General features: G+C 69.9%; 17 protein-coding genes and 1 pseudogene. 10 read left to right on the top strand and 8 right to left on the bottom strand.

Features of this window, described 5'->3' with window-relative positions; genetic code table 11:
- Positions 1-95 precede the first annotated feature (95 nt).
- Positions 96-1,094: an NADP-dependent oxidoreductase gene (locus tag ALMP_RS03975; RefSeq protein WP_264924652.1), complete on the top strand. Its 999-nt coding sequence runs from the start codon at positions 96-98 to the stop codon at positions 1,092-1,094.
- Positions 1,095-1,189: 95 nt separating this feature from the next.
- On the opposite strand, the gene ALMP_RS03980 is transcribed toward ALMP_RS03975, so the two are convergent.
- The 8 genes and pseudogenes from ALMP_RS03980 to ALMP_RS44105 all read right to left on the bottom strand — a co-directional run bounded on the left by ALMP_RS03980 (position 1,190) and on the right by ALMP_RS44105 (position 12,397).
- Positions 1,190-2,338 carry a serine hydrolase domain-containing protein gene (locus ALMP_RS03980; RefSeq protein ID WP_264924653.1) on the bottom strand — a complete coding sequence of 383 codons (1,149 nt, stop codon included), beginning with the start codon at positions 2,336-2,338 and terminating at the stop codon, positions 1,190-1,192.
- Between the two features lie 10 nt (positions 2,339-2,348).
- Positions 2,349-4,893, bottom strand: a pseudogene (locus ALMP_RS03985) (M14 family zinc carboxypeptidase).
- Between the two features lie 174 nt (positions 4,894-5,067).
- On the bottom strand, positions 5,068-6,099 hold the full coding sequence (gene yjfF / locus ALMP_RS03990) for a galactofuranose ABC transporter, permease protein YjfF (protein WP_264924654.1): 1,032 nt from the start codon (positions 6,097-6,099) through the stop codon (positions 5,068-5,070).
- Positions 6,099-7,193, bottom strand: a complete 1,095-nt coding sequence (locus ALMP_RS03995) for an ABC transporter permease (RefSeq protein ID WP_264924655.1) — start codon at positions 7,191-7,193, stop codon at positions 6,099-6,101. Before ALMP_RS03995 ends, yjfF begins: the two co-directional genes overlap by 1 nt.
- A complete protein-coding gene (locus ALMP_RS04000) occupies positions 7,190-8,728 on the bottom strand; it encodes a sugar ABC transporter ATP-binding protein (RefSeq protein WP_264924656.1) in 1,539 nt (512 codons plus the stop codon). Before ALMP_RS04000 ends, ALMP_RS03995 begins: the two co-directional genes overlap by 4 nt.
- 100 nt (positions 8,729-8,828) lie before the next feature.
- Positions 8,829-9,833, bottom strand: a complete 1,005-nt coding sequence (locus tag ALMP_RS04005) for an ABC transporter substrate-binding protein (RefSeq protein ID WP_264924657.1) — start codon at positions 9,831-9,833, stop codon at positions 8,829-8,831.
- Positions 9,834-9,967: 134 nt separating this feature from the next.
- Positions 9,968-11,014 carry a LacI family DNA-binding transcriptional regulator gene (locus ALMP_RS04010; RefSeq protein ID WP_264924658.1) on the bottom strand — a complete coding sequence of 349 codons (1,047 nt, stop codon included), beginning with the start codon at positions 11,012-11,014 and terminating at the stop codon, positions 9,968-9,970.
- A 927-nt stretch (positions 11,015-11,941) separates the two neighbouring features.
- On the bottom strand, positions 11,942-12,397 hold the full coding sequence (locus ALMP_RS44105; protein ID WP_309299426.1) for a hypothetical protein: 456 nt from the start codon (positions 12,395-12,397) through the stop codon (positions 11,942-11,944).
- Between the two features lie 21 nt (positions 12,398-12,418).
- On the opposite strand from ALMP_RS44105, the gene ALMP_RS44110 reads away from it, so the two are divergent.
- From ALMP_RS44110 to ALMP_RS04055, 9 genes are all read left to right on the top strand, one after another.
- The gene (locus ALMP_RS44110) at positions 12,419-12,670 is read left to right on the top strand and encodes a hypothetical protein (protein WP_309299428.1); all 252 of its coding nucleotides are present in this window, start codon (positions 12,419-12,421) and stop codon (positions 12,668-12,670) included.
- 334 nt (positions 12,671-13,004) lie between these two features.
- Positions 13,005-14,165: a mandelate racemase/muconate lactonizing enzyme family protein gene (locus ALMP_RS04020; protein ID WP_264924660.1), complete on the top strand. Its 1,161-nt coding sequence runs from the start codon at positions 13,005-13,007 to the stop codon at positions 14,163-14,165.
- On the top strand, positions 14,162-15,166 hold the full coding sequence (locus ALMP_RS04025) for a zinc-binding dehydrogenase (RefSeq protein ID WP_264924661.1): 1,005 nt from the start codon (positions 14,162-14,164) through the stop codon (positions 15,164-15,166). Before ALMP_RS04020 ends, ALMP_RS04025 begins: the two co-directional genes overlap by 4 nt.
- Before the next feature lie 112 nt (positions 15,167-15,278).
- Positions 15,279-16,250 (top strand): hypothetical protein, encoded by a 972-nt coding sequence (locus ALMP_RS04030; protein ID WP_264924662.1) that lies wholly within the window; start codon positions 15,279-15,281, stop codon positions 16,248-16,250.
- A 148-nt stretch (positions 16,251-16,398) separates the two neighbouring features.
- Positions 16,399-17,508 (top strand): multiple monosaccharide ABC transporter substrate-binding protein, encoded by a 1,110-nt coding sequence (gene chvE / locus ALMP_RS04035; RefSeq protein WP_375803424.1) that lies wholly within the window; start codon positions 16,399-16,401, stop codon positions 17,506-17,508.
- Positions 17,509-17,540: 32 nt separating this feature from the next.
- Positions 17,541-19,091 (top strand): multiple monosaccharide ABC transporter ATP-binding protein, encoded by a 1,551-nt coding sequence (gene mmsA, locus ALMP_RS04040; protein ID WP_264924664.1) that lies wholly within the window; start codon positions 17,541-17,543, stop codon positions 19,089-19,091.
- Positions 19,088-20,332: a multiple monosaccharide ABC transporter permease gene (gene mmsB / locus ALMP_RS04045; RefSeq protein WP_264924666.1), complete on the top strand. Its 1,245-nt coding sequence runs from the start codon at positions 19,088-19,090 to the stop codon at positions 20,330-20,332. Before mmsA ends, mmsB begins: the two co-directional genes overlap by 4 nt.
- 66 nt (positions 20,333-20,398) lie before the next feature.
- Positions 20,399-21,445 (top strand): aldose epimerase family protein, encoded by a 1,047-nt coding sequence (locus ALMP_RS04050; protein ID WP_264924667.1) that lies wholly within the window; start codon positions 20,399-20,401, stop codon positions 21,443-21,445.
- 164 nt (positions 21,446-21,609) lie between these two features.
- A partial coding sequence (locus ALMP_RS04055; protein WP_264924668.1) for a histidinol-phosphate transaminase occupies positions 21,610-23,089 on the top strand: 1,480 nt, incomplete at its 3' end.

Below are 23,089 nucleotides of genomic sequence, written 5' to 3' on the forward strand. Positions count from 1 at the left end.
CCTGAAATATTCAGGAGCATGGTTGTTTCAGGTACTGAAACAAACGGGTACTGAAGCAAGCCGGGTACGGAAGTAGACCAGGAAAGGCACCCCCCATGATCAACCGCGAATGGCACCTGCTCAGCCGCCCCGAGGGCTGGCCCAAGCCCGAGGACTTCGCCCTGGTCGAGGCGGAGGTCCCGACCCCCGGTGAGGGCCAGGTGCTCGTACGGAACAAGTACCTCTCGGTCGACCCGTACATGCGCGGCCGGATGAGCGCCGCCAAGTCGTACGTCGCCCCGTTCGAGCTGGGCAAGGTCATGCAGGGCGGCGCGGTCGGCGAGGTCGTCGCCTCCGAGGCCGAGGGCATCGCCGTCGGCGACCACGTCCTGCACTTCTTCGGCTGGCGCGAGTACGCCGCCGTGGACGCGAAGAACGCCGTCAAGGTCGACGCCGACGCCGCGCCGCTGTCGACGTACCTCGGTGTGCTCGGCATGACCGGTCTCACCGCCTACGCCGGCCTGCTGCGCACCGCCGCCTTCAAGGAGGGCGACTCGGTGTTCGTCTCGGGCGCGGCGGGTGCCGTCGGCAGCCAGGTCGGTCAGATCGCCCGGCTGAAGGGCGCCTCCCGGGTCATCGGCTCGGCCGGTTCCGACGAGAAGGTCAAGCTCCTCGTCGAGGAGTACGGCTTCGACGCCGCCTTCAACTACAAGAACGGTCCCGTGAGCGAACAGCTGCGCGAGGCCGCCCCCGACGGCGTGGACGTCTACTTCGACAACGTCGGCGGCGACCACCTGGAGGCCGCCATAGGCTCCCTCAACCGGGACGGCCGGATCGCCGTCTGCGGCATGATCTCCGTCTACAACAACACCGAGCCCGCCCCCGGCCCGAAGAACCTCGCCCGTCTCATCCAGACGCGCGGCCGCATCGAGGGCTTCCTGGTCGGCGACCACTACGACCTCCAGCCGCAGTTCGTCCAGGAGGTCGGCCCGTGGGTCGCCTCGGGTGAGCTGAAGTACCGCGAGACGGTCGTCGAGGGCATCGAGAACAACCTGGAGGCGTTCCTCGGCGTCCTGCGCGGCGACAACACCGGGAAGATGATCGTCAAGCTCTGACTCCCGCCGGACCGTGACGCAGGTCCGAGGCGGTCGTTGCGTACGACGAAGGCCGCACCCTTGGACGTGGGGTGCGGCCTTCACCCTGCCGCCGGTCAGACGGCCGACGCCGCCCGGTGCACCGCGGCCACCAGCCGTTCGTTCTCCGGTGCCGCCCCGCCCGGGAAGGCGAACCGGCGCCGGGCGTACCCGTAGGCCAGCCCGCTGCGCGGGTCCGCGAAGGCCTGGCAGCCGCCCGCCCCGCTGTGCCCGAACGCCCCCGCCCCGAGGAACGGGTACCAGGTGTCCGCAGGCGCCTGGAAACCCAGCCCGTACGACCTGTGGGCGCGCGTCACCAGGTCGTAGCCCACGGAGTGGAACTGGGCGAACTCCGCCGCCGTGTCCTCCTTCAGCAGCGGCGCCTTCCCGTCGACCTCGCTGATCGCCGCCGCGTACAGCCCGGCCAGCCCGCGCGCCGAGGCCACCCCGCCCACCGACGCCGGGCCCTTGGCGCGGATCAGCGGATCGTTCGGCAGCAGCTCCAGGTCGGTCGGCTCGGCGGCGTGCCGGTTGAAGGCGATGGCCGCCAGTGACCCCGGCCCGTCGGGCAGCGAGTCCAGCAGCACCCGCTGCTCGGCGGTCGGCGCCATCGGCTGCGCGGAGCGGAAGCGCGGCTCGTGCGCGCGCGGCAGCCCGAGGAAGAAGTCCAGCCCGTACGAGGCGCGCACCCGCTCCTCGTACACCTCCTGGAGCGTACGGCCCGTGGCCCGCCGTACGACCTCGCCGGTGAGGGCGCCCAGGACCAGCGCGTGGTAGCCGAAGGCGGTGCCCGGACGCCAGAACGGCCGCTGGTCGGCGAGGCGTTCGGCGATCAGCCGGTCGTCGGCCAGCTCCTGCGGTGAGAACCCGCCGTCGGTGCCCACCACCCCGGCCCGGTGCGCGATCAGCTCGCGCAGGGTCAGCGCGCCCTTGCCCTCGGCGGCGAACTCCGGCCAGTAGTAGGTGACCTTGCGGTCCAGCTCCAGGGTGCCCTCCTGGACGAGGAGCGCGACCACCAGGTGCGCGGCGCCCTTGGTGGACGAGAACACGCCGTAGAGGGAGTCGGCGGCGCCGTCCCCGGCCCACAGGTCGACGACCCGGCGGCCGTGCACGTACGCGCACAGCTGCCCCTCGTAGTCGGGGCGCTCCTGCGCCACGAACGCGGTGAACTCCTCGCGCACCGCTTCGAAACCGTCCGCGACGCTGCCCTGGATCTGCTGTGTCATCCGCTCTCCTCTACTGACCGCTGCTTGCGTGTGCCATGGTGATCAAAGCCTGCGCGACCTGCGGAAACGACCCTTTGGGATGGTCCCGGAAAAGGGGTTCCGTGCCGAACAGGACAGCGTGCGGCCCGCTGACGACCGCCGGCTGCCCGGCCGCGGCGGCCGGACCGCCCGAGCCGTCGGCCAGGGCCCGCCAGTGGCCCGAGACGAGCGGGTTCCCCGAGGCGTACGACTGCTCGACGCGTACCCCGGGCCCGAGAGCGGTGAACCAGACCGGCGCGTAGACGAACCCGTGGTCCGGGGCGCCGGCCGTCACCGGGCCCGTGTTGACCACGCGCACCACGCCGTTGGCGTTCGCGTCGCCCTGCACGACCCGGACGTCCAGCAGCCCGGCTCCGGTGGCGACCGCGGCGCCGCCGGCGCCCCGCCCGACCAGACCGTGCCCGGCGAGGAAGGCGTCCAGCGCGGTCCGGGCGGACTCGGTCAGGGCGGCCCGGTTCAGCCCGGTCGACACGAACAGCACATCCACCGACGACCAGTCGAAACCGGCGTCGAGGACGGCCGTCGAGACCGGTGTGACGTCGAAGTCCATCTCCCGCAGCGCGAACAGCTCACCGGGCGTGACGGCGGCGGCGACCCGGACCCGGTGCAGCGGGGTGGTGCCGGTGAGGGAGGTCGCGGTGAAGGCCACGCCGTACGTCCGGGCGAGCGCCACCGCCCGGGACCGTGCCGACGCGGGCACGATCACGCTGCCGTCGGCGGCCCGCCGTACCGCGACCCCCTGCCGCAGCAGCGAGTTGAGCGCGGCGACCGCGTTCGGGTCGTCCAGGCGCAGCCGCAGGTCGCCGCGCGGGGCGACCGTGCCGGCCGGGGCGGCCTCGGTCACCGGCCGCAGGGGCGCCCCCGCCAGGGAGCCGCCGGGCACGGCGACCACGTCCGCCCCCCCACAGCCGGCCCAGGCTCCAGCCCGAGATGTCGTACATCACCGACACCTTGTCGCTGATGTCCCGCCCGTCGGCGAGCAGCACGTTCGCCAGGCCCCGCTTGGGCTGGCGCATGTCGACGACGTAGGAGCCCTTGGGGTACGTCCGTCCGCCGAGCCGGAAGGGCAGCGCGGCGCGGGTGACGCGGACGTCGTTGGCGAGCAGGTGGCCGACGAGGCGGGCGGTAGCGGTGGCGGTCCTGCCCGCCGGAAGGACGTACGCGCGGGGGAAGGTGGTCGTGTAGACGTCCTCCGGGCCGATGCCCGGGACCCCGGGGACGGTCCGCGGCGAGACCGGGACCTGCGCGGCGCCGGCGGCCCCGCGCCGGAACACCTCGATCTGGTCGGCGACGAGCGCGGACCCCTTGGCCCGGACGTAGTCGAGGGTGGCGCGCAGGGCGGCGCCCGCGACGGCCACGTTGACTGCGGAGCGGCGCCGCAGTTCGCTCTGCGGCAGTGTGGTGTAGGCCGCGTTGTTCACCTGGAGCGGGATCTCGACGGTGTGCGCGGCGACCGTGCCGTGGAAGGCCGCGTACTGCGGGGTGAAGATGGGGGGCCAGTCGTCCCAGCCCTCCTCCTGGTCCCGGAACGGGATCTGCGCGGGCTCCACACCGTCCTTCGCGGGGGTGTAGCCGAGGTCGTTGACGGCGGACTCCATGCGGAGGGCGTTGGCGTAGGTGTGCTTCAGGAAGAGGTCGTACTCGTAGTTCTCGCCGTGCGGCGGGGTCGTGGGCTCGATGAGAGTGCCGTTGACGTAGCCGTGCAGGTCGAGCATGACGGCCGGCTGCTTGTCGATCTGGATCTGCCGCATCACGCGTGCCTCGGGCTGCGAGGCGGTGACGAAGTCCCGGTTGAGGTCGAAGCCGCCCGCGTTGGCGCGGGTCCCGGCGATCCGGCCGTCCGGGTTGGCGGTGATGTTGAAGTACAGCCGGCTGCGGGCGAGGAGGTCCTTCGTCCTCGCGTCGTGCGCGGTGGCGAGCCGCTCGATGAGCTTCAGGGAGGCGTCGGTGCCCTCCCACTCGTTGCCGTGGATGTTGTTGTTGAAGAAGACGGGCGTCTTGTAGGCCGACTTCAGGGAGGGGTCCGCGGCGGCGACGGCGGGCGCGTTCTCGATCAGCTTGCGCATCCGCTCCTGGGCGGCGTCCTGACGGACCGTCTCCGGTGCCGTGACGGTGACCAGATACAGCCGGTGGCCGCCCGCCGACCGGCCCACGACCTCCACGCTGACCCGGTCGCCCAGGGCCTGAAGGGCGTTCAGCTTGGGGGCGATGCCGTGGTAGGGGACGAGGCCCAGCTTGAGGGACTTGTCGGCGGGGTTCTCCGGGTCGGGGGCGAGAACCTGCTGCCGGGGGTAGCCGCGCGGGGCGGTGAGGACGGGGGCGGGGGCGGTGAGGGCCCGGCGGGCGGTGGCCAGCGGGGACCGGGCGGGGGCGGACGCGGCCTCGCGGTCGCGGGTGGGCGGGCCCGGTTCGGCGCCCGTGGCGAGCTGGGGGCTGAGCAGAAGAGAGCCCGTCGCGGTGAGGGCGAGGGCGGCGATCAGGACAGGCGGTGCCGGGGTGGTTCTCGTGGTGCGCACGCATACCTCCTCTGACTTCCTGCGATCGGTGCTGCCGGAGATCGGTACGGCGAGGTGTACCTGTTCGACTCAACTGCAACAAGAGGGGGTTGGTGTCACCGATAGCCCGGATGGCCTACGGAGGCCGTCGACAGCGCCCGGAGAACGCAGAGCGGCCCGGAATCCGCCGTCGGGTCAGGTCTGCTTACGGGTCGTCATGAAACGCTGGATCAGGATGAACGCGCACAGCAGCACACCGGTGGCGATCTTCGTCCACCAGGAGCTGAGCGTGCCCTCGAACTGGATGATGCTCTTGATCAGGCCCAGGACGAGGACGCCGAACAGCGTGCCCAGGACATAGCCGGAGCCACCCGTCAGCAGGGTGCCGCCGATGACCACCGCGGCGATCGCGTCGAGTTCCATGCCCACCGCGTGCAGCGGGTCGCCGGACTGGATGTAGAGCATGAAGAGCAGGCCGGCGAGCGCGGAGCAGAAGCCGCTCATCGTGTAGACCGCGATCTTCGTACCGCCCAGCGGGAGACCCATGAGGAGGGCCGACTGCTCGTTGCCGCCGACGGCGTAGATGCGGCGGCCGAAGCGGGTGTAGTGGAGGACGTAGAAGGCCGCGGCCAGGACGACCAGGGACACCAGGGCGCCGATCGACAGCTCGCCCACCCCCACCGGAACCCGCGTCAGGGCCAGGCTGCTCACGGCGGAGTCGTCGATCGCGATCGACTCCTTGCTGATGACCAGGCACAGGCCCCGGAAGAGGAAGAGGCCGGCGAGGGTCACGATGAACGGCTGGATCTCGAAGTTGTGGATCACATAGCCCATGAGGAAGCCGCCGAACGCCCCCACACCGAGGGATATGGGGACGACGAGCACGAGCGGCAGGCCCACGTCCTGTACCAGCCACGCCGTCAACATCGTCGTGAAGCCGATCACCGAGCCCACGGACAGGTCGATGCCGCCGGACAGGATGACGACGGTGGCGCCGACGGCGGCGACCAGCAGATAGCCGTTGTCGATGAACAGGTTGAGGAACACCTGCGGTTCGCCGAAGCCGTAGTTCTGGTAGCGGCTGAGGCCGCCGATGTACATCGCGAGGAACAGGCCGGCCGTGACCAGGACGGGCAGCCGGCGGTCGCCCAGCAGGCGGGCGCCCCCGGAAGGTGTACGGCCTTCCGGCTTCTGCGGTGTCGTGGGGGGCTGGGTGGTCGCACTCATCACGACACCTCCATCTTGGGGGCGGGCTCGGCGGGGGCCACGGACGGCACCGCCGGGGCCGTGGTCTTCCCACGGGAGCCGAGGACCTTGGCGCGGAACTTCGGGGACTGGAGCAGACAGACGACGATGACCACGGCGGCCTTGAAGACCAGGTTCGTCTGGGTGGGAACGCCGATGGTGTAGATCGTGGTGGTGAGGGTCTGGATGACCAGGGCGCCCACCACCGTGCCGCCGATGGAGAAGCGGCCGCCGAGCAGCGAGGTGCCGCCGATCACCACGGCGAGGATGGCGTCGAGTTCGATCCACAGGCCGGCGTTGTTGCCGTCCGCCGCAGAGGTGTTGGAACTGATCATCAGGCCCGCGATGCCCGCGCACAGGGCGCAGAAGACGTACACCATGATCTTGATACGGCGGGATCGGATGCCGACCAGGCGGCTGGCCTCGGCGTTGCCGCCGACCGACTCGACCAGCAGGCCGAGGGCCGTGCGGCGGGTCAGCGCCACCGTGACGGCGACGACCGCGGCCACCACGAAGATGGAGAACGGCAGGGTCAGCCAGTAGCCGCCGCCGATCAGCTTGTAGGGCTCGCTGTTGATGGTGATGATCTGGCCGTCGGCGATCAGCTGGGCGACACCGCGTCCGGCGACCATGATGATGAGGGTCGCGATGATGGGCTGGATGCCCATCCGGGCGACCAGGAAGCCGTTCCACAGGCCGCAGACGACGGCCGCCACCAGGCCGATGCCCATGGCGAGGAAGACCCCCGCCAGCGCGTTCTGGTCGGCCTGGTCGCTGATGTACGAGCAGGTCAGGGCGCCGGTGATGGCGACCACGGCGCCGACGGAGAGGTCGATGCCGCCGGTGGCGATGACCAGGGTCATGCCGACCGCCACCAGGATCAGCGGCGAGGCGAACAGCACGATCGAGACGAGGCTGCCGTAGAGGTGGCCGTCGGTCATCCGGATCGCGAAGAAGTCGGGGGTGAAGGGGACGTTGACGAGCAGCAGAACGACCAGGACCGCGACCGGCCAGAACAGGTGGTGGTGCGTCAGTGCTCGCCAGCGGGAGGGGGTGGTCACTGCCGGGGTACTCACTGGTGCTCTCCGCTCGCGATGGTCTCCAGGATCTTGCTGGTGGTGATCTCCGGCCCGTTGGTCAGCTGCGCCACGAGCTTGCGGTCGCGCAGCACTCCGATGGTGTGGCTGAGCCGGAGCACCTCCTCCAGTTCGGCCGCGATGTACAGCACGGACATGCCGTCCTCGGACAGGGAGACGACGAGCTTCTGGATCTCGGCCTTGGCGCCGACGTCGATGCCGCGCGTGGGCTCGTCGAGGATCAGCAGCTTCGGCTGGGTGATCAGCCAGCGGGCGAGCAGCACCTTCTGCTGGTTGCCGCCGCTCAGCTGGCCGACGCGGGCCTCGGGGTTGGCGGGGCGGATGTCGAGGGCCTTGATGTACTTGGCGACGAGTTCGTCGCGCTGGGAGGCCGGGATGGGCCGGGTCCAGCCGCGGGATGCCTGGAGGGCGAGGATGATGTTCTCGCGCACCGTGAGGTCGGGGACGAGGCCCTCGGTCTTGCGGTTCTCCGAGCAGAACGCGACACCTGCGCCGATGGCGTCGTTGGGGGCGCTCATCGAGACCTGCTTGCCGGCGACGGTCACCTTGCCGCTGTCGGGCTGGTCGGCGCCGAACAGCAGCCGGGCCAGTTCGGTGCGGCCCGAGCCGAGCAGTCCGGCGAGGCCGAGCACCTCGCCCTTCTTGATCTCCAGGTCGAAGGGGGCGATACCGCCGGTGCGGCCGAGGCCCTCGGCCTTGACGAGCGTCTCACCGACGTCGGAGCGCAGCTGGTGCTCGTGCAGCTCCTCCAGCTGGTCCAGGGCCTTGCCGATCATCAGCTCGATCAGCCCGACCTGGTCGAGGTCGGCGACCATGTGCTCGCCGACCAGGGTGCCGTTGCGCAGCACGGTCATCCGGTCGCAGATCTCGTAGATCTGGTCGAGGAAGTGCGACACGAAGAGGATCGCGACGCCCTCGTCCCGCAGGCGCCGCATCAGGCGGAACAGTTCGAGGACCTCGTCGCGGTCGAGGCTGGAGGTGGGCTCGTCCAGGACGAGCACCTTGGTGCCGGAGCCCTGGCCGTCGCTGTCGCCGTGGCCCACCGACCGTACGATCGCGACCAGTTGCTGCACGGCCAGCGGGTACGCGGACAGCGGTGCCGTCACGTCGATGTCGAGGCCGAGCCGGTCGACCATCTCCGCGGCCTGCTTGCGTATCTGCTTCCACTGGATGCGGCCCGCGCGGGTGGGTTCACGGCCGATGAAGATGTTCTCCGCCACCGAGAGGTTGGGGCAGAGGTTGACCTCCTGGTAGACCGTGCTGATGCCGGCGTGCTGTGCCTCCAGCGGGCTGCCGATCCGCACGGCCTTGCCGTCGAGGGTGATGGTGCCGCCGTCCAGGGAGTAGACCCCGGTCAGCACCTTGATGAGGGTGGACTTCCCGGCTCCGTTCTCGCCCATGAGGGCGTGGATCTCACCGGGGAAGAGCCGGAAGTCGACGCCCGACAGAGCCCGTACCCCCGGAAACTCTTTGACTATGCCCGTCATCTCCAGGACGGGCTGCGGCTCTGCCATGGCAGCGCTCCTCATGAAATGGGTTCAGGCCCGCAGGGAGCCTCCCGGGACCGGATGGTCGCCGGCCGGCCGGAGGCTCCCTGCCGGTGGGTGCGGTCGGTCAGTACTTACGGGTGGGGAGCGCGTCCTTGGCCTGGTCCTGCATGAAGTCGCTCTCCTTGGTCTTGATCCAGCGCTCGACCTTCTCGCCGGCGTGGACCTTCTTCACGACGTCCATCAGCTGCGGGCCGAGCAGCGGGTTGCACTCGACGATCGCGTTGATCTTGCCTTCGGACATGGCGATGAAGCCGTCCTTCACGCCGTCGACCGTGACGATGAGGATGTCCTTGCCGGGCTTCTTGCCGACCGCCTCGATGGCCTGGATGGCGCCGAGACCCATGTCGTCGTTGTGCGCGAACAGCACGTCGATGTCCGGGTTGGACTGCAGGAAGGCCGCCATGACCTGCTTGCCGCCGGCGCGGGTGAAGTCACCGCTCTGGCTGGCGACGATCTCCCAGTCGTCCTTGTGCTCGGCGTCCATGACCTCCTTGAAGCCCTTGGCGCGCTCGATCGCGGGGGCGGCACCGGTGGTGCCCTCCAGCTGGGCGATCTTCACCTTGCCCTTGTGGCCGGCCTTCTGCAGAACCTTCTCCAGGATCTTGGCGGCGCGGCGGCCCTCGTCGGTGAAGTCGGAGCCGACCAGGGTGAGGAACAGGGACTCGTCGCTCTCGACGGACCGGTCGGTCAGGACGACCGGGATCTTCGCCGCCTGGGCCTCCTTGAGCACGGCGTCCCAGCCCTTGACGACCACCGGCGAGAAGGCGATGACGTCCACCTTCTGCGCGATGAAGCTGCGGATCGCGGAGATCTGGTTCTCCGGCTTCTGCTGCGCGTCGGAGAACTGCAGCTTGATGCCCGCGTCCTTGGCGGCCGACTTCACCGACTCGGTGTTGGCGGTGCGCCAGCCGCTCTCGGAGCCGACCTGGGCGAAGCCGAGGGTGATCGTCTTGCTGCCGCCACCGGAGGAGGAGCTGTCGCCGCCCTCGTCCTTCTTGGCGCAGGCCGCGAGGCCGCCCGCCGCCGCCACGCCGACCGCCGCAGTGAGGAAGTTCCGTCTGTTGAGCATGTTCTTCTCCTTTGAAGAGCCGGCCCGGGGATGGACCGCTGGTACTCGATGGGACCGGCCGCACTGCGTCCAGCCTGTCGATCATTGTTCGGTATGTCGGCCACACGGAAGGGAGGGTGTGGCTGGTCGGTAGATCAGAGGGGTCCGCCGTCCGGCTGGGCGGTGTAGGGGAAAGTACTGGCGCGCACGACCAGTTGGGGTTCGATCGCGATCCGGGGCGTGGTGGCTGGTGGCCGGCCCTCGATCAGCTCCAGGAGCAACGCGATGCCTTGTTTGCCCACCGCCGCGAAGTCCTGCCGGACGGTGGTGAGCGGTGGGGCGAAGAACTCCGACTCCGGGATGTCGTCGAAGCCGACCACCGCGACGTCCTGGGGGGTTCGGACCCCCGCCTCCCGCAGGGCCCTCAACACCCCCAGTGCCATCTGGTCGTTGGCGACGAAGACGGCGGTCAGTCCCCGGCCCACCCAGCCGGCCAGTTCCTGGCCCGCACGATAACCCGAGAGCGGGCTCCAGTCACCGCGCAGCAGCATCGGTGGCTCGACACCCGCCGCTTCGAGGGTCGTCCGCCAGCCGGCGGCCCGGTCGGCGGCCTCCTGCCAGTCCTCCGGCCCCGCGAGGTGCCAGACCTTGCGGTGGCCGGCGGCCAGCAGATGACCGGTGGCGAGCCGGGCTCCGAGCTGCTGGTCGACGCTGACACTGGAGATGTCCACATCGGTCCCGCCGCCCACGACCACCACCGGGAACGGGTGGCGGAGTTCGGCAAGCGCCTCCACCGCCGACCGCTGCGGGGCGATGGCGACGACCCCCTCGACCCCGCCGTCACTGAGGTGGTCAAGGGCCTCGGAGAGCGTCTCCACCGTCAGTTTGCGCAGACTGACCGTCGAGACGAGGTATCCCTCTGCGCGTGCCGCCTCTTCGAGCGCGAACAAGGTACTGGCCGGTCCGAAGAGGGTGGTGTCGGAGGCGACCACGCCCAGGGTGCGGGTGCGACGCGTTGCCAGGGCACGTGCGGAGGAGTTGCGACGGTAACCCATCTCCTCGATCGCGCGCAGCACCTTGGCCCGGGTCTCTTGCCGCACATTGGGGTGGTCCCCCAGCACCCGGGAAACGGTCTGGTGGGACACGCCGGCCATGCGGGCCACGTCGGCCATGGTGGGTGGCCGCAGCTGAGCGTGAGTCACGGCCGCACCTCCTTGGCGGTCGTCTGCCGATAACGCCTGCGATGTGGGCGGAAGGCTCCGCGCCGTCGGCTTCACGCCGGATGGACAGGTGGGGACTCTGTGGGCATGACGCTCATACCTCCCGTGTTGTCGTCGGACGCTGACCGGTGAATGCGGAGGTCATTGTGAGCGCTAACAATTCATGGCGGTCAAGGGGTCTGCGCCGGAACGTCGTCACGGTTGAATAACGCGCCCCTCAACGGTGGTTGAGACCACCACCGCCCACAAGGCCCCATCCGCCCCGCCCCGACGACCCCGATCCGCCCGGATCGACGGCCCGATCCGCCCCGCGCCGACGGCCCGATCCGCCTGGACCCACGGCCCCGATCCGCCCGAGTACGACGGCACACTCCGCGGCAGATGGAGGCGCTCACACGGCCGCACACGGCACCGTTCGACGGCACGACGGCATGGCACGACGCGCCCGCGAGGCACCGCCCGACGGCACGTCCCGCCGATCGGGAACGCACCACACCGCCCCACTCGGCGGCGCGCCGGTCGGGGGTACGGCGACGCGCTTTCCGGCGGGTGGAGGTGCACGCGTCCGACCGCTCGACGGATACGGCGACGCGCCTCCCGGCGGGTCCAGGCGCCCGCGTCCGACCGCTCGGCGGCATGGCCCACCCCGGCACCGGCGGAGCGCGACAGCGCGTCCACGTCTCCGGCGGTGACGGCTCAAGCCGCCCGGGGCGCGGCCGGCGGCAGGCCGACCCGGCCGGGGACGGCGGCGCGCCTGCGGGCAGGGCAACGGCCCGCTCGGCGGCGCGCCGGTCGGCGGGTACGGCGGCGTGATTCCCGGCGGGTCCGGGCGCCCGCGCCCGACCGCTCGGCGGCGGGTCGGCGGCCGTTGCGCTCGGGACGGGGGGTGTCGTTCGGCCTGGTGGGGGCCTACGCGCACCACCACAGGAAGCGGGTGCAGGTCTCCGACGGGGAGGGCTGCGGCTGGGAGGGCTCGTCCGTCGGGGTCGGGGCGGCGGTCGGGGTGGAGTCGGAGTCCGGCGGGGTGGAACCCGCGGAGCCGGGGCGGGTGGCCGACTGGGCTTCCCGCTCGGGGGTCTGGGTGGCTTCCTCGTCGCCCGGGGACTTCGACGCCGACGCCGACGGAGAGGCGGAGGCGCTGGCGGAGGCGTCGGGGGACGGCGAGGTCTTGTCCCCGCCCGTGTCCGTCCGGTCGTCCAGGGGCCGCCCGGAGGCGCTCGGCTCCGCCGACGAGCCGTCCAGCTCGGACGACTCGCCCCCGGCCGCCGCCGGGTTCGACGAGGAGGGGAACCCGGGCGCGTCCACGCCGAGCTCGGCCAGGCTCAGGCCGCCCGCCGCCAGGACGAAGCCGGCGGTGATGAGCACCGTACGCCTGCGGCGCCGGCGGTGGACCGCGGCCTTGCGGTCGCGACGGCTCGCCTCCGGCGCGTCGGACGCGGCCGCCGAACCCCGCCGGCCGCCCCGGCCCCGCTCACGGCGGCGGGCCGGGCGGCCCTGCTGCTCGGCCTCAGCGCCCTGATCGCCCCGATCGCCCTGATCATCCCGGTCGCCGTCATCGCCGTGTTCGACCGGAGCGTGGGAGTCGTCGGCGTCGCCGTACGGCTGCGGCTCGGGCGCGTCCTGCGGATACGCGCGTAGCTCTGCGGCAGGTGCGCCGCACCCCGGGCAGGCGAGGGCGCCGTTGAGGTGCCGTCGGCACGGGTGGCAGTAGTCCATGACGCGGGAAGACTAGGTGCCGGAGTGGTCGCCTTCCTAGGCTCACCTGGTGAAAGTTGTGTGGGAACCGGCCATACCGGTGCGCCGACTTGCGTGACCTGGCACACATCCCCATACATCGATTTCCTCAAGGGGCGGCGAAACTGCCGAAACCGTTACCTGTTCGACCCATTGACACTCCCCGCGGGGCATCCTTACTGTCTGCCCAGCATTTCGAACATGTGACGAAATCTCGAACGGCCGAAAGGTAACTTCCGTGCGCATCACCGGAATCAGCACTCATGTGGTCGGGACGCCCTGGCGCAACCTGACCTACGTCCTGGTGCACACCGACGAGGGCATCACGGGCGTCGGCGAGACCCGCATGCTGGGCCACACCGACGCACTGATCGGCTACCTGCGAGAGGCCGAGGCCAATCACATTCTCGGATCCGACCCGTTCGCTGTCGAGGACCTCACGCGCCGTATGAAGTACGGCGACTACGGCCGCGCCGGCGAGATCGTGATGTCCGGCATCGCGGTCGTGGAGATGGCCTGCTGGGACATCAAGGGCAAGGCCCTCGGCGTGCCGGTCTGGCAGCTGCTCGGCGGGAAGGTGACCGACAAGGTAAAGGCCTACGCCAACGGCTGGTACACCACCGAACGGACGCCGGAGGCCTACCACAAGGCCGCCCAGGGGGTCATGGAGCGCGGGTACAAGGCGCTCAAGATCGACCCCTTCGGCACCGGCCACTTCGAGCTGGACCACGAGCAGACCCTGTACGCCGTCTCCCTCATCGAGGCCGTGCGCGACGCCATCGGGCCGGACGCCGAGCTGATGCTGGAGATGCACGGCCGGTTCTCGCCCGCGACCGCCGTCCGCCTCGCCAAGGAGCTGGCACCGTTCAAGCCCGCCTGGCTGGAGGAGCCCTGCCCGCCGGAGAACCTGAAGGCGCTGGAGAAGGTCGCCGCCAAGGTCGACATCCCGGTCGCCACCGGTGAGCGCATCCACGACCGGATCGAGTTCCGCGAGCTCTTCGAGAGCCAGGCCGTGGACATCATCCAGCCGGACGTCGGTCACATCGGCGGCATCTGGGAGACCCGGAAGCTCGCCGCGACCGCCGAGACCCACTACATGCTGGTCGCGCCGCACAACGTCGGCGGGTCCGTGCTCACGGCGGCCTCTCTCCAGGTCGGCTTCACCTCCCCCAACTTCAAGATCCTCGAGCACTTCAACGACTTCGCGGACGCGGAGATCAAGAAGGTGGTCAAGGGAGCGCCGGAGGTCGTGGACGGGTACTTCCACCTCTCCGACGCGCCCGGTCTCGGTGTCGAGCTGGACGTCGACGCGGCCGCCGAGTTCCCGCAGCAGCAGGCCCGCTTCGACCTGTGGGCCGAGGGCTGGGAGCAGCGCAAGCCGAAGGGCACCAAGAAGTGAGCACCGCCGTCGTGATCGAGGCGCCCGGCGAGCACCGGCTCACCGAGCACACGCCTCGGCAGCCCGGGCCCGGCGAGGCACTCGTGCGGGTGCACGCCGTGGGCATCTGCGGCAGCGACCGTGAGGTGTACCAGGGCAACCGGCCCGAGGGCTACGTCCGCTATCCGCTCGTCCCCGGCCACGAGTGGTCGGGGTCGGTGGAGGCGGTGGGCGCCGGGGTGCCGGAGTCCCTCGTGGGCCGCAAGGTCGTCGGTGAGGGCTTCCGCAACTGCCAGGTGTGCGACCGCTGCCACGCGGGTGAGACGACGCTGTGCAGTGACGGGTACGAGGAGACCGGGTTCACCCAGCCGGGTGCGATGGCCGCCACGCTGACCCTTCCGGCCCGGCTGCTGCACGTCCTGCCCGAGGACGCCGATCTGACGGCGGCGGCCCTGCTGGAGCCGGCCGCCTGCATCGCGGCCGCCGCGATCAAGGCGCACGCCCTGCCGGGCGAACGGGTCGCGGTCGTGGGGACCGGGACGCTGGGCATGTTCGCCGTCCAGTTCCTGAAGGCGGGCTCGCCGAGCGAGCTGCTGGTCGTGGGCACGCGCAACGACCGGGAGGCGCTCTCCCGGCGGTTCGGGGCCACCGACTTCCGCACCCGGGACCAGGAGCTGCCCGACGACTTCGACGTGGTGATCGAGACCGCCGGGTCGGCGTCCGCCGCCCAGACCGCCGCCTCCCTGCTCCGGCGTGGCGGCCGGCTCGTGCTGACGGGCATCCCGGCGCCGGGCGCCGACGGGCTCGACCCCACGGACCTGGTCGTACGGCAGCTGGAGGTGCACACCGTCTTCGGGGCGCCGCCGGACGCCTGGTCGCACACGGTACGGGTGTTCGGCGCCGGGTTGCTCGACCCGCTGCCGCTGGTCACCCATGAGCTGCCGCTCGCCGATTTCTCCGAGGCGATCGAGTTGGTGGGATCCGGCGATCCGAAGGTGGGCAAGGTACTGCTCCGTCCCTAGACGTACGCCGGTGCGGGGGCGACCTGACGGTCTCCGCACCGGCGTACCACCAGGCCCTCCCACGCCTTGCCCTTCGAATATTGTCCGAAATACCGAACACAAAGGACAGCTTGTGACGACCGACGCTTCCGCCACGGACGCCCGTCGACCCGGTGAGCAGGTGCTCACCTCGCTCGGCCTGGGCGCGCCCGCCCTCGACCCCGCCGACGCCTCCCCCCACACCTTCCCGGGCGGGGGCCGCTGGCGCACCGAGATCCCCTCGTGCGAGGGTCCCGAAGCGCTGGCCGTCGTCCTGAAGGAGGCCGCACGGCTCGACGTGCCGATCCACCGGATCAGCCAGGGCAGCGGCGTGTGGATGCTGACCGACGCCGAGATCACCGAGATGGTCGAGGCCACCGCCGAGCGTGACATCGAGCTGTGCCTGTTCACCGGGCCGCGCGGCACCTGGGACATCGGCGGCTCCACCCGCACCGACTCGCGCGGCGCGGGCCTGAGAGCCCGCGGCCACGACGCGGTGGCCGGATGCGTGGAGGACGCCGTCCGCGCCACGGAGCTGGGCGTGAAGTGCCTGCTGGTGGCCGACGAGGGCGTGCTGTGGACGCTGCACCGGGCGCGCGTGGCCGGCATCCTCCCGGCCGACACCACGTTCAAGGTGTCGGCCCTGATCGGTCCCGTCAACCCTGCCGCCTACGCGGTGTACGAGCAGCTGGGCGGCGACTCGATCAACGTGCCCAGCGATCTGACGCTCGATCACCTCACCGAGATCCGCAGGGTTTCGGCCGCTCCGATGGACATGTACATCGAGGCTCCCGACGATCTGGGCGGGTACGTCCGGATGTACGAGGTCGCCGAGCTGATCCGACGCGGCGCGCCCCTGTACCTTAAGTTCGGGCTGTCCAAGGCTCCCGGCATCTACCCGTACGGTCACCACATGCGGGACCTGACGCTGTCCACCGCCAAGGAGCGGGTGCGGCGCGGCCGGCTGGCCCTGGACCTGCTCGCGCGGCACGGAGCCGACGGCGACATGGCTCCTCTGGGGTCCCGGCTGCCCGGCGATCTGAACCGGTTCGAAACTTCCGCATAACGGTCCGGACAATCCCCCTTCACAAAACGCGACGCAGCCGAACACAATCCCACACGCGCATTTTTTTCTCGGTCCTTCCGCCACCGCCCTGAGCGGCTTCACCTCTCGGACCGAGGCCTTCCCTTCACCACAGCAAGGACTGATGACCATGCGTACTCGCAGAGCCGCAATCGCCGCCGTCGCCGGCGCCGCCTCCCTCGCCCTGACCCTGTCCGCCTGTGGCCAGAGCGGTGAGGGCGGCAGCGAGGAGAAGGCGGGCGGCAGCACGAAGGGCGCCACGATCGGCATCGCGATGCCCACCAAGTCCTCCGAGCGCTGGATCTCCGACGGCAAGAACGTCGTCGCGGACCTGGAGGCCAAGGGCTACAAGACCAAGCTGGTCTACGGCGAGGACAAGCCCGAGCAGCAGGTCTCGCAGATCGAGAACCTGATCGCCCAGGATGTCAAGGCGCTGATCATCGCCGCGATCGACAACAAGTCGCTCGACAACGTGCTCCAGCAGGCCAAGGACGCGAACATCCCGGTCATCTCCTACGACCGCCTGATCCTCAACAGCCCGAACGTCGACTACTACGCCTCCTTCGACAACTCCAAGGTGGGCGAGCTCCAGGCCAACTACATCGTCGAGAAGCTCGGTCTGAAGAGCGGCAAGGGCCCCTTCAACATCGAGCTGTTCGCCGGCTCCAACGACGACAACAACACGAAGTACTTCTTCAACGGCGCGATGAGCGTCCTGCAGCCGTACATCGACAGCAAGAAGCTCGTCGTCCAGTCCGGCCAGACCGCGATCACGCAGGTCACCACGCTGCGCTGGGACGGCGCCACCGCCCAGCGCCGCATGGACGACATCCTCAGCAAGACGTACACGAACAAGAAGGTCGACGCGGTCCTCTCCCCGTACGACGGCATCTCCATCGGCATCCTGTCGGCGCTGAAGTCCGACGGTTACGGCACCAAGAGCAAGCCGCTGCCGGTCCTCACCGGCCAGGACGCCGAGCTGGCCTCGGTGAAGTCGATCATCGCGGGCGAGCAGACGCAGACGGTCTACAAGGACCTGCGTGAGCTGGCCAAGGTCGCCTCGAACATGGTGGACGCGGTCCTGAACGACAAGAAGCCCGAGGTCAACGACACCAAGTCGTACGACAACGGCAACAAGGTCGTCCCCTCGTACCTGCTGCAGCCGGTGAGCGTGGACAAGGCCAACTACGAAGAGGTCCTCGTCAAGGGCGGCTACTACACCGCGGACCAGCTCAAGTAAGCGTCGACCCTTACGGATTGGAAGGCACGACCATGGCGGGACCCGTCCTGGAAATGCGCTCGATCGTCAAGACCTTTCCCGGTGTGAAAGCGCTGTCGGACGTCTCACTGACCGTCCGCCAGGGCGAGGTCCACGCCATCTGCGGTGAGAACGGCGCCGGGAAGTCCACCTTGATGAAGGTGCTCTCCGGCGTCCATCCGCACGGCAGCTACGAGGGCGACATCCTCTTCGAGGGAGAGGTCTGCGAGTTCAAGGACATCCGGGCGAGCGAGCAGCACGGCATCGTCATCATCCACCAGGAGCTGGCGCTTGTGCCGTTCCTGTCCCTCGCGGAGAACATCTTCCTCGGCAACGAGCACGCCTCGCGCGGGATCATCAACTGGAACGACACCCTTAGGCACGCCACCGAGCTGCTGCGCCGGGTCGGTCTCGACGACCACCCGGAGACCCGCGTCGCCGACATCGGCGTGGGCAAGCAGCAGCTCGTGGAGATCGCGAAGGCGCTGTCGAAGAAGGTGAAGCTGCTCATCCTCGACGAGCCGACCGCGGCTCTGAACGACGAGGACAGCGGCAAACTCCTCGATCTCATCCTGGAGCTGAAGAACCAGGGCATCACCTCGATCATCATCTCCCACAAGCTCAACGAGATCCGCCGGGTCGCCGACTCGGTGACGATCATCCGCGACGGGAAGTCCATCGAGACCCTCGATGTGAAGGCCGAGGAGACCACCGAGGACCGGATCATCTCCGGCATGGTGGGCCGCGACCTCGACCACCGCTTCCCCGAGCGCACCCCGCACGAGCCCGAGGCGGGCGCGGCGCCGGCCCTGGAGATCCGCAACTGGACCGTGCACCACCCGATCGACCAGCAGCGCAAGGTCGTCGACGACGTGTCGATCAACGTGCGGCGCGGGGAGATCGTCGGTATCGCGGGCCTGATGGGCGCCGGCCGTACCGAACTCGCGATGAGCGTCTTCGGACGGACGTACGGCCGGCACGCGGGCGGCACGGTCCTCAAGGACGGCAAGGAGATCCGTACCAAGACCGTCGCGGAGGCGATCGGACACGGCATCGCGTACGTCACCGAGGACCGCAAGCACTACGGCCTCAACCTCATCGACACCATCAACCGGAACATCTCGCTGACCGCCCTGAGCAAGGTCGCCAAGCGGGGTGTGGTCGACGAGCACGAGGAGCGGCAGGTCGCCGAGCGCTACCGCAAGTCCATGAACATCAAGGCGCCGACCGTCTTCGAGCCGGTGGGCAAGCTGTCCGGCGGCAACCAGCAGAAGGTCGTCCTCAGCAAGTGGATCTTCGCGGGTCCGGACGTGCTGATCCTGGACGAGCCGACGCGCGGTATCGACGTCGGCGCCAAGTACGAGATCTACACGGTCATCGACAAGTTGGCCGCCGAGGGCAAGGCGGTCGTCTTCATCTCCTCCGAGCTGCCGGAGCTGCTCGGGATGTGCGACCGCATCTACACGATGGCCGCAGGGCGGCTGACAGGTGAGTTCCCGCGTGCCGAGGCCACGCAGGAATCGCTGATGCGTCAGATGACGAAGGACAAAGAGGTAACCCGATGAGCACGGAAGTGACCGCCAAGAGCCCGGCCCCCGCGCCGCCCGGCAAGAGCGGAGGCGCGGCAGGCGGGAACCTGCTCCAGCTGATGCTGGACGGCATGCGCCGCAACATGCGTCAGTACGGCATGCTGATCGCGCTCGGCCTGATCGTGGTGCTGTTCGCCGTGTGGACCGACGGCGGCCTGCTGACGCCACACAACATCTCCAACCTGGTGCTGCAGAACAGCTATGTCCTGATCCTCGCGATCGGCATGATGCTGGTGATCATCGCGGGCCACATCGACCTGTCGGTCGGTTCGCTGACGGCCTTCGTGGGCGCGTTCGCGGCCGTGCTGACCGTGCAGAACGACGTGCCGTGGCCCGTCGCCGTCGCGCTCTGCCTGTTGGCGGGCGCCGTGGCGGGCGCGGTGCAAGGCTTCTTCATCGCCTACCTCGGCATACCCTCGTTCATCGTCACCCTCGCCGGCATGCTCACCTTCCGCGGTGTGACGGAGATCCTGCTGGAGGGCCAGACCCTCGGTCCCTTCCCGCTGGGGCTGCAGAAGATCGGCAACGGCTTCCTGCCGGAGACCGGCCCGGAGACCAACTACCACAACCTCACGCTGCTCCTCGGCCTCGTCCTGATCGCCTCCGTGGTCCTTCAGGAGGTCCGGGACAGGAAGCGTCAGCAGGAGTTCTCGCTCGACGTGCTGCCGACCAACGTCTTCCTGCTCAAGCTCGTCGCGCTCTCCGCCGCCCTGCTCACCGTCACCCTGCTGCTCGCCAGCTGGAAGGGCGCGCCGATCATCCTGCTGATCCTGGGCGCGCTGGTGGTGGGCTACGGCTACGTCATGCGCAACACCGTCTTCGGCCGTCACATCTACGCGATCGGCGGCAACCTGCCGGCGGCGAAGCTGTCCGGCGTCAAGGACAAGAAGGTCACCTTCTACATCTTCCTGAACATGGGCGTGCTCGCGGCCCTGGCAGGTCTGGCGATCGCCGCGCGCCTCAACGCGGCCTCGCCGAAGGCGGGCCTGAACTACGAACTCGAGGCGATCGCCTCCGCGTTCATCGGTGGCGCGTCCATGAGCGGCGGTGTCGGCACCGTGCTCGGCGCGATCATCGGCGGTGTCGTTCTCGGCGTGCTGAACAACGGTATGAACCTCCTCAGCGTCGGCACCGACTGGCAGCAGGTCATCAAGGGCCTGGCCCTGCTGGCCGCGGTCGGGTTCGACGTCTGGAACAAGCGCAAGTCCGGTTCGTAAGTCGGCGATCGGGCCCCGCCGGAGCAGTCCGGCGGGGCCCACGCGTGTCTCGGGAGGCACAACACCGTGAAGAACCTGTTCGGCAAGCTCGCCGACGGCACGGAGATCCACAGCTGGTCCCTGGAGAACGGCGGGACCCGCCTGACGGTCCTCTCCTACGGCGGCATCGTCCAGTCGCTGGAGATCCCCGACCGCGAAGGCCGCCGCAAGAACGTCTCCCTGGGCTTCGGCACCATCGAGGAGTACGTCGCCGGGAGCCCGTACTTCGGTGCCCTGATCGGCCGCTACGGCAACCGTGTCGGCGAGGGCCGGTTCACCCTCGACGACCAGACCCACCAGCTGTCCGTGAACGACGGCGCGAACAGCCTGCACGGCGGCGCCCGGGGCTTCGACCAGCGGGTGTGGGACGTCGAGCCGTTCACCCGGGGCTCCGACGTCGGCCTGTACCTGTCCCGCACGAGCCCCGACGGCGAGCAGGGCTACCCGGGCACGCTGAGGGTGAGGGTCACCTACACCCTGACCCGGGACGGCGACTGGCGCGTCGACTACGAGGCCACCACCGACGCGGCCACCGTCGTCAACCTCACCAGCCACGTCTACTGGAACCTGGCCGGCGAGGACAGCGGCTCGGTCCTCGACCACGAGCTGGAGCTCGCCGCCTCCCGCTACACGCCCGTCGACGCGGGTCTGATCCCCACGGGGGAGCTGGCGGAGGTCGCCGGCACTCCCTTCGACTTCCGCCGGGCCAAGACCGTCGGCGAGGACATCCGCGTCGCCGACCAGCAGCTGCTGCACGCCAAGGGGTTCGACCACAACTGGGTGCTCGACAAGGGCGTCACCGCGCGGCCCGAGCACGTCGCGACGCTGCGCGACCCCGCCTCCGGCCGCACGCTGAGGATCGCGACCACCGAGCCCGGTCTCCAGTTCTACTCGGGCAACTTCCTCGACGGCACCCTCGTCGGCGGCGGTGGCACGGTCTACCGCCAGGGCGACGCGCTGTGCCTGGAGACGCAGCACTTCCCCGACTCGCCGAACCAGCCGTCGTTCCCCTCGACCGTGCTGCGGCCGGGCGGGACGTACCGGTCGACGACGGTCCACTCGTTCGGCACCTGACGCTCCTTCACAGGCGGCGCACAAGTTCTCACCGGATCCTCAGCGGTTGAACAGCGCCGCCCCAGCCTCCGTATCTAGGGGCGGCCCCAGGCTTCCCGCCGCGGGCCGCCCACATGACGACGGGCCCGGACGTCCCCACCGGGCCCGCCCCATACGGAGGTTCCATGGCCGACAACGTCACCTCGCTGTTCCGCAGCACCGCGGCGCACAGCCCGTCGATGGCGGCGCTGACCCGCGAGGGCGGGGACGGCAACGGCCCGGTGGACTTCTGTATCCCCTGCAATCCCTACTTCCCCACACCGCAGATGTTCGACGAGATGTCGGCCCGGCTGCGGGACATCATCACGTACTACCCGAGCAGCGCCGACACGATCACCGCCGAGCTGTGCAGTCTCCTCCAGCTGCCGCCGCAGGCGGTGGCGATGGGCAACGGCTCCACGGAGCTGATCACCTGGATCGACCACCTGCTGGTGCGCGAGTCGCTCGCCGTTCCGGTCCCGACCTTCGGCCGCTGGACCGACCAGCCGATGGAGACGGGCAAGCGGGTCGACATGTTCCCGCTCCAGGAGTCCAGCGGGTTCGCCCTGGACCTGGCGCAGTACGCGGAGTTCATCCGTGCCCGCGGCACCCGGGTCGCCGTGATCTGCAACCCGAACAACCCGGACGGCGGGTTCCTGCACAAGCACGCGATCACACAGTTCATGGACGCGATGGCCGACCTGGACCTGGTCGTCATCGACGAGTCGTTCCTGGAGTTCGCGGACGCCGAGGCCGAGCCGTCCGTGGTCCAGGAGGCGATGCTGCGGCCGAACGTGATCGTGCTGCGCAGCCTCGGCAAGAACTTCGGTCTGCACGGCATCCGCTTCGGCTACCTGGTGGCGAACCCGGCGCTGGCCGGCCGGGTGCGTTCCATGCTGCCCAAGTGGAACCTCAACTCCTTCGCCGAGCACGTGGTGTTCATGCTGAAGGAGCACGGCCCCGAGTACGCGCAGAGCCTGATGCAGGTGCGCCGGGACCGTCTGGAGATGGCGAGCCAGCTCTCCGCCCTGCCGGGTCTGACCGTCTATCCGTCGCAGGGGAACTTCCTCTTCGTGCGCCTTCCCGTGGGTGCCGAGGGAACCGTGGTCCGCGACCGGCTGCTCACCGAGCACCGGATCCTGGTCCGCGAGTGCGGCAACAAGATCGGCTCCTCCAGCCGCTTCCTGCGGCTCGTGGTGCGCCCCCAGGTGGACGTGCGTCGCCTGGTGTCCGGCCTGGAACAGGTGCTCTACGGGGCCAGGAGGGGAGCCGCCGTGCCCGAGCTGGGGGCTGGGACCAGCTACAGCTCGGGTACGGCGGCGGTGGACCGGCTGGTGGGTGCCACCAACGGGGCCGGCATACAAGGCCTTGCCGCTCAGGCCGTCGGCGCCGGAATGCCGGGGCTCGTCGCGGCTCCGGCCGCCGCCGTCGGCATGCAGGTGCCGGCGGCGGCGCAGACCAACGCGTCCAACGGCGCGGGGATGCCGCTGCCGGCGGCGGCCCAGGTCTTCCCGCAGCAGGCCCCCGCGCCGACGGCGCCGGCCGCGATGACCCCGGTCCCGGCGGCGGCACCCGCCCCGGCCCCGGCCCCGGCCCCGGCTCCCGCTCCGGCGGCTCCCGCGGCGG

The sequence above is a fragment of the Streptomyces sp. A012304 genome, from assembly GCF_026008495.1.
Classification (GTDB): domain Bacteria; phylum Actinomycetota; class Actinomycetes; order Streptomycetales; family Streptomycetaceae; genus Streptomyces.

Bases quoted from the DNA above. Each gene is read 5' to 3' on its own strand.
- ALMP_RS03975 (WP_264924652.1), top strand. From the start codon at position 96: ATGATCAACCGCGAATGGCACCTGCTCAGCCGCCCCGAGGGCTGGCCC.
- ALMP_RS03980 (WP_264924653.1), bottom strand. From the start codon at position 2,338: ATGACACAGCAGATCCAGGGCAGCGTCGCGGACGGTTTCGAAGCGGTG.
- yjfF (WP_264924654.1), bottom strand. From the start codon at position 6,099: ATGAGTGCGACCACCCAGCCCCCCACGACACCGCAGAAGCCGGAAGGC.
- ALMP_RS04000 (WP_264924656.1), bottom strand. From the start codon at position 8,728: ATGGCAGAGCCGCAGCCCGTCCTGGAGATGACGGGCATAGTCAAAGAG.
- ALMP_RS04005 (WP_264924657.1), bottom strand. From the start codon at position 9,833: ATGCTCAACAGACGGAACTTCCTCACTGCGGCGGTCGGCGTGGCGGCG.
- chvE (WP_375803424.1), top strand. From the start codon at position 16,399: ATGCGTACTCGCAGAGCCGCAATCGCCGCCGTCGCCGGCGCCGCCTCC.
- mmsA (WP_264924664.1), top strand. From the start codon at position 17,541: ATGGCGGGACCCGTCCTGGAAATGCGCTCGATCGTCAAGACCTTTCCC.
- mmsB (WP_264924666.1), top strand. From the start codon at position 19,088: ATGAGCACGGAAGTGACCGCCAAGAGCCCGGCCCCCGCGCCGCCCGGC.